This window comes from Azospirillum formosense, from assembly GCF_013340925.1.
In the GTDB taxonomy this organism is placed as follows: domain Bacteria; phylum Pseudomonadota; class Alphaproteobacteria; order Azospirillales; family Azospirillaceae; genus Azospirillum; species Azospirillum formosense.
The window spans coordinates 44,094-51,438 of sequence record NZ_WHOR01000007.1 but is presented as its reverse complement, the minus strand read 5'-3'; the positions used below and the strand labels follow the sequence as shown (position 1 = coordinate 51,438).

The 7,345-nt window shown below is 70.5% G+C and carries 9 protein-coding genes; 5 read left to right on the top strand and 4 right to left on the bottom strand.

Features of this window, described 5'->3' with window-relative positions; genetic code table 11:
• Positions 1-39: 39 nt before the first annotated feature.
• Both GBZ26_RS02135 and GBZ26_RS02130 read right to left on the bottom strand, forming a co-directional pair.
• Positions 40-939, bottom strand: a complete 900-nt coding sequence (locus tag GBZ26_RS02135) for a DUF58 domain-containing protein (protein WP_174437386.1) — start codon at positions 937-939, stop codon at positions 40-42.
• A gap of 10 nt (positions 940-949) precedes the next feature.
• Entirely contained in the window at positions 950-1,993 is a 1,044-nt protein-coding gene (locus GBZ26_RS02130; RefSeq protein ID WP_376998767.1) for an AAA family ATPase, read from the bottom strand.
• A 204-nt stretch (positions 1,994-2,197) separates the two neighbouring features.
• Between GBZ26_RS02130 and GBZ26_RS02125 the strand changes: the two genes are divergently transcribed.
• The 4 genes from GBZ26_RS02125 to GBZ26_RS02110 are packed head-to-tail and all read left to right on the top strand — an operon-like array spanning position 2,198 to position 5,024.
• Positions 2,198-2,755: a DUF1285 domain-containing protein gene (locus GBZ26_RS02125; RefSeq protein WP_174437384.1), complete on the top strand. Its 558-nt coding sequence runs from the start codon at positions 2,198-2,200 to the stop codon at positions 2,753-2,755.
• Entirely contained in the window at positions 2,752-3,411 is a 660-nt protein-coding gene (locus tag GBZ26_RS02120; protein ID WP_343207260.1) for a CoA pyrophosphatase, read from the top strand. Before GBZ26_RS02125 ends, GBZ26_RS02120 begins: the two co-directional genes overlap by 4 nt.
• 13 nt (positions 3,412-3,424) lie before the next feature.
• Positions 3,425-3,715, top strand: coding sequence for a DUF6111 family protein (locus GBZ26_RS02115; protein ID WP_174437382.1), 291 nt, complete (start codon positions 3,425-3,427; stop codon positions 3,713-3,715).
• A gap of 25 nt (positions 3,716-3,740) precedes the next feature.
• Positions 3,741-5,024 carry a CCA tRNA nucleotidyltransferase gene (locus GBZ26_RS02110; protein ID WP_174437381.1) on the top strand — a complete coding sequence of 428 codons (1,284 nt, stop codon included), beginning with the start codon at positions 3,741-3,743 and terminating at the stop codon, positions 5,022-5,024.
• Positions 5,025-5,130: 106 nt separating this feature from the next.
• Here the strand turns inward: GBZ26_RS02110 and hemF are convergent, their stop codons facing one another.
• Entirely contained in the window at positions 5,131-6,018 is an 888-nt protein-coding gene (gene hemF / locus GBZ26_RS02105) for an oxygen-dependent coproporphyrinogen oxidase (protein ID WP_246653869.1), read from the bottom strand.
• Positions 6,019-6,038: 20 nt separating this feature from the next.
• Positions 6,039-6,512 (bottom strand): tRNA (cytidine(34)-2'-O)-methyltransferase, encoded by a 474-nt coding sequence (locus GBZ26_RS02100; protein ID WP_174437380.1) that lies wholly within the window; start codon positions 6,510-6,512, stop codon positions 6,039-6,041.
• A gap of 256 nt (positions 6,513-6,768) precedes the next feature.
• Between GBZ26_RS02100 and petA the strand changes: the two genes are divergently transcribed.
• Positions 6,769-7,338: a ubiquinol-cytochrome c reductase iron-sulfur subunit gene (gene petA, locus GBZ26_RS02095; RefSeq protein WP_014198445.1), complete on the top strand. Its 570-nt coding sequence runs from the start codon at positions 6,769-6,771 to the stop codon at positions 7,336-7,338.
• The last annotated feature ends 7 nt before the right edge of the window (positions 7,339-7,345 follow it).

Here is a 7,345-nt window from a genome sequence, read left to right as displayed (position 1 = left end):
GCTCCGCATGGGGAGGGTTGGGGCAACGCGCCGCCCCACCTAAACCGCCTCGCGCGCCAGGGCGCCCCACAGCCCGAGCAGGGCGGTCTGGGGCGGCCGGTCGGTGCGGTGGACGGCGTAGGTCCAGCCGGCGGTGCGGGCGAGCGCGTCCAAACCGTCCTGGTGGGCGCGCAGCCGCTCCAGATAGGTCTCGCGCACCGCCTCGACCCGCGGGACCAGCAGTTCCTCCTCGCCTTCGAAGCCCTCGAACTCGACGCGGCCCTCGTAGGGCAGGGTCTCCTCCGCCGGGTCGAGGATCTGCAGCAGTTGGCCGCGCACGCCGCGTCCGGTGAGCGCCGACACGGTGGCGTGGATCTCCGGCAGCGGCGACAGCAGGTCGCCCACCAGGACCACCTGGGCGTGGCGCGGCAGCGGCTCGGGCTGCGGCAGCGCGTCGGGGGAATGGGCGTTGCGCGGGTCGGTCATCTGCCCGGCCATGCGGTTCAGGGCGAACTTGCCATGGTCCGGGCGCTGGCCGGAGTTGAGCAGGCCAACCCGCTCGCCGCCGCGCACCAGCAGAACCGCGGTGGCGAGGGTCAGCAGGTCGGCGCGCTCGCGCTTGGTCGGCAGGCCGTTGACGGAGCGGTAGTCCATGGAGGGCGAGCGGTCGCGCCACAGCCAGACGGTCTGGGCGGCCTCCCACTCGTTCTCGCGCACATAGACGGGCTGGGTCTTGCCGGACTGCCGCCAGTCGATCATCTGCGGCGAGTCGCCGGGCTGGTAGCGGCGGAACTGCCAGAAGGTCTCGCCCAGCCCGACGCGGCGCCGCCCGTGCACGCCCTGCGCCACCGTGGAGGCGACGCGCTCCGCCGCGACCAGAAGCGGCGGCAGGGTGGCGGCCAGCCCCTCCGCGCGCTGCTGCGCCCGCAGGGTGGTGGCGCCGAGGGTGGGGGAGGCCATCGGCGGGTCCTTACGACAGCGGGGCGCAGAGGCGGTTGATGATGTCGTCCAGCGTGATCCCGTCCGCCCGCGCCGCGAAGTTCAGCGCCATGCGGTGCCGCAGCACGGGCTTCGCCAGGGCCACCACGTCGTCCAGCGACGGCGCCAGCCGCCCGTCCAGCACCGCGCGGGCGCGGGCGGCGAGCATCAGCGCCTGGCTGGCGCGCGGGCCGGGACCCCAGGCGACGTGGCGCTGCACCTCCGGCAGGTCGGTCGCCTCCGGACGGCCCCGACGCACGAGGTCGAGGATGCCGTCGACGACGCCCTCGCTGACCGGCACGCGGCGGACGAGCCGTTGCGCGACCTGGAGGTCGGCGGGGGAGAGCACCGTCACCGCCTGCTCGTCCAGCGAACCGGTGGTGGCGATCATCATCCGCCGCTCGGCGTCGCGGTCCGGGTAATCGACGTCGATCTGCATCAGGAAGCGGTCGAGCTGGGCTTCCGGCAGCGGGTAGGTGCCTTCCTGCTCCAGCGGGTTCTGGGTGGCCAGCACGTGGAAGGGCTGGGGCAGGGCGTGGTAGTGGCCGGCGACCGACACGCGCCGCTCCTGCATCGCCTGGAGCAGGGCGGACTGGGTGCGCGGGCTGGCGCGGTTGATCTCGTCCGCCATCAGGAGCTGGCTGAACACCGGCCCGGGAATGAAGCGGAAGGAGCGGCGGCCCTGCTCGTTCTCCTCCAGCACCTCCGATCCCAGGATGTCGGCGGGCATCAGGTCGGGCGTGCACTGGATGCGCTTCTCCGCGAGGCCGAGCACGGTGCCCAGCGTCTCGACCAGCCGCGTCTTGGCGAGGCCCGGCACGCCGATCAGCAGCACGTGGCCGCCGGCCAGGAGCGTGATCAGCGTGAGGTCGATGACCTCCTGCTGGCCGAAGATGATCCGGCCGATGCGGTCGCGGACATGGGTCAGCCGGCCGCCCAGCGCCTCGATCTCCGCCATGAGCTGATGCGGGTTCTCGCCGGCGGGAAAGTTCTGGCCCGGATTGGCCCCCGGATTGACGGCGTCGGTTGCGCTCACGTCTCTGCTCCCGTTTAAGACCATGCACTCGGTGGGCAATCATGACCGCCCGATCATGACCGCCCAATCATGACCGCTGGGGGTCGAAACGGCCATCGTGGCAAATCCGCCAGTCCGGACCTATGTGACGAGTATGGCGAAATTACGTTGCGCGGCCAGTTCCCTCTGCGCCCCTCAGGGCCGAAAAACACGAGAAGGCTAGCGATGAAGGTCGGCAATGAACGGACGAATGACAAGCGCCCAGGTGAAGAGAGCGGCGAAAGCCTGCCCTTGACCCTGAGGGAGCAGCGGTTCGACATCCGCATCGCCCGCGACGGCACCTGGTTCCATGAGGGCGACCCGATCCGGCGGATCGAACTGGTCAAGCTGTTCGCCACGGTCCTGCGGCGGGACGAGGCGGGTGACTTCTGGCTGGTCACCCCGGTCGAGCGCGGGCGGATCGTTGTCGAGGACACGCCGTTCGTCGCCGTGGAAATGGCCGCAAGCGGACATGGAGACGAACAGGTCCTGTCTTTCCGTACAAATTTAGACGAATGGGTCGAATGCGGGCCGGATCATCCGATCAGGGTCGTCCACAATCCTGAAAATGGCGAACCGACGCCCTATATCCTCATAAGAAACGGGCTCGAAGCGCGAATTCTCCGGCCGGTCTACTACGAAATGGTGGACCGGGCCGACACGCGCGGCCATGATGGTGAGGCTGAGGTGGGGGTATGGAGCAAGAAGGTCTTCTTCGCGCTGGGCAGGCTGCCTGGCGGGTGAGTCTCGATGAGATCCGCAAGCGCTTTCCGGGAAGCGCCGCCGCCGGCCTGCACCCCGTCAAGGTGCGCGGCGACCATGATCTGAATCCCGGTTTCGAGCCTTCCCAGGCTAAGCTGCGGGAGGCCGCCGTCCTGGTGCCGCTGGTCGACCGTCCGGAGGAACTGACGGTCATCTTCACCCAGCGCACCGCCAACCTGACCGCCCATGCCGGGCAGATCAGCTTCCCCGGCGGGCGGATGGAGAGCGACGACCGCGACCCGGAGGACACCGCCCTGCGCGAGACCGAAGAGGAGATCGGGCTGGCGCGCGACCATATCGAGGTGCTGGGACGGCTCGACACCTATGTGACGCGCACCGGCTTCCGGGTGACTCCGGTGGTCGGGCTGGTGCGCCCGCCCTTCCAGGTGACTCCCGACCCGACCGAGGTGGCGGAGGTGTTCGAGGTGCCGCTGGCCGCCATCCTCGACCCGACCAACCCGCAGCGCCACAGCCGCGAGTTCCAGGGAGCCCAGCGCTATTTCTACGCCTTCCCCTACCAGCAGCGCTTCATCTGGGGAGCGACGGCGGGGATGCTGGTGAATCTTTGCGATGTCCTGCGCGCCGAAGGGCTGGGGTGCGACGGCCTGGGCGACGTGCCTGCCGGCGAACCATCGTAGGGCGGGTGGCGCGGTGCTTCGGATCTTCCTGACGGTCATCCTGCCCCTGGTCCTGCCCACGGTGGGTTACGTTCTGTACGTCTTCGTCGTCGAGCGCCGCCGCCGCGAGGCGGAGGAGGCCCACACCCCGGCCCCCTGGTGGGCGACGGCGCCCTGGCCATGGCTGGTCTTCGCCGGGGTGGCGGCGATGGCGGTGACGCTGGGCTCCGTCGCCCTGACCAGCGGGGTGGCGCCGCACACGCCCTACACCCCGGCCCATGTCGAAGACGGGCGGGTGGTCGGCGGCGGGCCGTCTGGCAATTGAGCGTTCCGCGGGCTAGCCTGCCGCCATGACCATCAACGCCCGCATCGCTCCCCAGCCCTGGATGACCGCGTCCGAGACGCGCGCCGTGTTCGACGCCCTGGCCGCCGGAGGGGCGGACGCCCGCTTCGTCGGCGGCTGCGTGCGCGACGCGTGGCTGGGCCGCAAGGTCAAGGACATCGACATCGCCACCCACGCTCCGCCGGAGCGGGTGATGGAACTGCTGAAGGCCGCGGGCATCGGCGCCATCCCCACCGGGATCGACCACGGCACCATCACCGCCGTGGTCGGGAAGGCCCATTACGAGATCACCACGCTGCGCCGCGACGTCGAGACCTTCGGGCGCCACGCCCGTGTCGAGTTCACCGACGACTGGCGTGAGGACGCCGCCCGGCGCGACCTGACCATGAACGCGCTGAGCTGCACGCTGGACGGCTGCGTCTACGACCCCTTCGGCGGGTTGGCGGACATGGCCGCCGGGCGGGTGCGCTTCGTCGGCGAGCCGCGCGAGCGCATCGAGGAGGACGTGCTGCGCCTGCTGCGCTTCTTCCGCTTCCACGCCCATTACGGCCGGGGCGCACCGGACGCGGCGGCGCTGGCCGCCTGCGCGGAGATGGCCCCCCGCCTGCCCACCCTCTCGGGGGAGCGGGTCCGGGGCGAGCTGTCCCGTCTGCTGGCGGCGCCCGACCCGGCGTCGGCCTGGGATTTGATGATCCGGCTCGGCGTGATGGCCCATCTGCTGCCGGACGCCGTCCGCACCGCCCGGCTGGATGGGCTGGTCCGGCTGGAGCATGACCTGGACGAGCCGCCCGAGGCGGTGTGCCGCTTCGCCGCCGTGCTGGACACCGACCGGGCGGGGGCGCTGGCCGTGGCGCAGACCCTGCGCCTGTCCAACGCCGACCGCGACCGCCTCGCCGCCCTGACCGAGCCGCCGATATCAGTGGCGCCGTCCGACGGGCCGGTGAAGCGGCGGCAGGCGCTCTACCGGCTGGGCGACGCCGGGCTGTACCGCGACCTCGTGCTGCTGGCGGCGGTGGACGCCCCCGGCCCGATGGCGCTCGACGCGGTGAAGGCGGCGCTGGCAACCGCCGAGGATCTGCCGTCCCTGGTTCTTCCCATCGCCGGGCGCGACCTGCTGGCCATGGGGATGCCGCGCGGCCCGGCGGTGGGCGCGCTGCTGAAGCAGGTCGAGGCGTGGTGGATCGCCGAGGACTTCCGGCCGGGACGGGACGAGTGCTTGGCGGAGGCAAAAAGGCGGTTGGATAAACCCTCTCCCGCCCCGGGAGAGGGTGCCCGCGTAGCGGGCGGGTGAGGGTGCCGGCAAAGATCAACGCACTATTCTCGGCGGTACCCTCACCCTCCCGCCGCTTTGCGGCGGGTCCCTCCCTCTCCCGGGGCGGGAGAGGGGATTATAAAGGTTACGGCCACTTCACCTCGGGCGGCATGCTCATCAGGATGGCCTCGGTGTTGCCGCCGGTCTTCAGGCCGAAGGTCGTCCCGCGGTCGTAGAGCAGGTTGAACTCGACGTAGCGGCCGCGGCGGATCAACTGGTGCTCGCGCTGCTCCGGGGTCCAGGGCCGGTTCATGTGGCGGCGGACCAGGGTGGGGAAGACCTCCAGAAAGGCCAAGCCCACGTCGCGGGTGAAGGCGAAGTCGGCCTCCCAGTTCCCGGAATCCAGGTTGTCGTAGAAGATGCCGCCGACGCCGCGCGCCTCGCCCCGGTGCGGCAGGAAGAAGTAGCGGTCGCACCACTCCTTGTAACGTGCGTAGCAGGTCGGGTCGTGGCGGTCGCAGGCGCTGCGGAAGGCGGCGTGGAAGTCGGCGGTGTCCTGATCGTCGGGCACCATCGGGGTCAGGTCGGCGCCGCCGCCGAACCAGCCAAGGCTGGTCACGATGTGGCGCGTGTTCATGTGGGTGGCCGGCACCAGGGGAGAGCGCATGTGTGCGACGAGGCTGATGCCCGACGCCCAGAACCGCCCGTCCTCCGCGGCGCCGGGAATGTTGGCGCGGAATTCCGGGCTGAAGGTGCCGTGCACCGTGGAGACGTTGACCCCCACCTTCTCGAAGACGCGGCCGCGCATCACCGACATCACGCCGCCGCCGCCCTCGCCGCCGCCATGGTCGGGGCGCTGCCAGGGCTTGCGCTCGAAACGGCCCGGCGGCAGGTCGGAATGGGTGCCGGTCAGCTCGTCCTCGATCCGTTCGAACTCGGCGCAGATGCGGTCGCGCAGCTCGGCGAACCAAGCGCTGGCCTGGGCCTGACGGGCGGCTCTGATGTCCATGGCGTCGGCGGGGGAGGTGGTCATGGGCGGGCGTCCGGCATCGGTCAGGGCGAGGGGAGGGGCGAGGGGCTCGGCAATGCGGCCGTCTGCCGCAGCGCCTCACCCAACACCATCGCGGCACTCAGCGCACCATTCAGCGACCGGGCGGGCGGCATCAGGGGGATGACCAGCCGGGCGTCGGCCGCCGCATGCACCTCGTCGGGCACCCCGGCGCTCTCGCGCCCGACCATGATCCGGTCGTCCGGCGCGAAGGCGAAATCGGTGTAGGGAACGGCGCCGCGGGTGGTCAGAAGCACCAGCCGCCCGCCCTGCGGCAGCGCCCGGTAGGCCGCCCAGGAACTGTGCCGGACCAGGGAAAGCTGGTCAATGTAGTCCATGCCGGCCCGCCGCAGCTTGCGGTCGTCCAGAACGAAGCCGCAGGGCTCGATCAGGTCCAGAGGCACGCCGAGTCCCGCCGCGAGACGCATCAGAGTCCCGGCGTTCTGGGGAATGTCCGGTTCGAAGAGAACGAGGCGCATGAAATTCCCTTTTGGTTCAGCGAAGTCTAATGGTGCACCGCAAAGCGCGACAAGTTGTCCCGATGACAAAACCTTTTCAAGGCGTTGCCGCGACTGTATACCGCACCCCGGATACCCGGGAGATACAACCCCGGTCGACGCGGCGCGCACCCACCCACCCAGTGAGCGGACATGCCCGTCAAGTCGTGATAAACACTGGTCCACGTGTCTTAGGGCGCTTCGGCGCGCCGCGTATGCCTTGAGGAGATTAACGCTTATGGCTCAGACCACGCATCCGCCCGGGACGGGTGGCCACGCGGCCCCCGGCGGCGAGGGGGCTTCCCGCCGTGATTTTCTCTACCTCGCCACCGGGGCCGTGGGTGCCATTGGTGTCGCGTCGGCCGTGTGGCCGTTCATCGACAGCATGAACCCGGCCGCCGACACCCTCGCGCTGGCTTCGATCGACGTGGATCTGGCCCCGGTCCAGGAAGGCCAGGCGATCACCGTCACCTGGCGCGGCAAGCCGGTCTTTGTCCGCCACCGCACGGCGAAGGAGATCGAGGAGGCCCGCACCGTCAACCTCGGCGAGCTGCGCGACCCGGCCGCCGACGACGCCCGCGTCAAGAAGCCGGAATGGCTGATCGTCGTCGGCATCTGTACGCACTTGGGCTGCGTGCCGCTGGGCCAGAAGCCGACCGATCCGCGCGGCGACTACGACGGCTGGTTCTGCCCGTGCCACGGCTCGCACTACGACACCGCAGGGCGCATCCGCAAGGGTCCCGCCCCGGCCAACCTCGTCGTCCCGCAGTACGCTTTCACGAGCGACACCGCGGTTCGGCTCGGCTAAGCGGCCC

Coding starts and splice junctions, on each gene's coding strand:
- GBZ26_RS02135 (WP_174437386.1), bottom strand. CDS start 939: ATGGCCTCCCCCACCCTCGGCGCCACCACCCTGCGGGCGCAGCAGCGC.
- GBZ26_RS02125 (WP_174437384.1), top strand. CDS start 2,198: ATGAAGGTCGGCAATGAACGGACGAATGACAAGCGCCCAGGTGAAGAG.
- GBZ26_RS02110 (WP_174437381.1), top strand. CDS start 3,741: ATGACCATCAACGCCCGCATCGCTCCCCAGCCCTGGATGACCGCGTCC.
- hemF (WP_246653869.1), bottom strand. CDS start 6,018: ATGACCACCTCCCCCGCCGACGCCATGGACATCAGAGCCGCCCGTCAG.
- GBZ26_RS02100 (WP_174437380.1), bottom strand. CDS start 6,512: ATGCGCCTCGTTCTCTTCGAACCGGACATTCCCCAGAACGCCGGGACT.
- petA (WP_014198445.1), top strand. CDS start 6,769: ATGGCTCAGACCACGCATCCGCCCGGGACGGGTGGCCACGCGGCCCCC.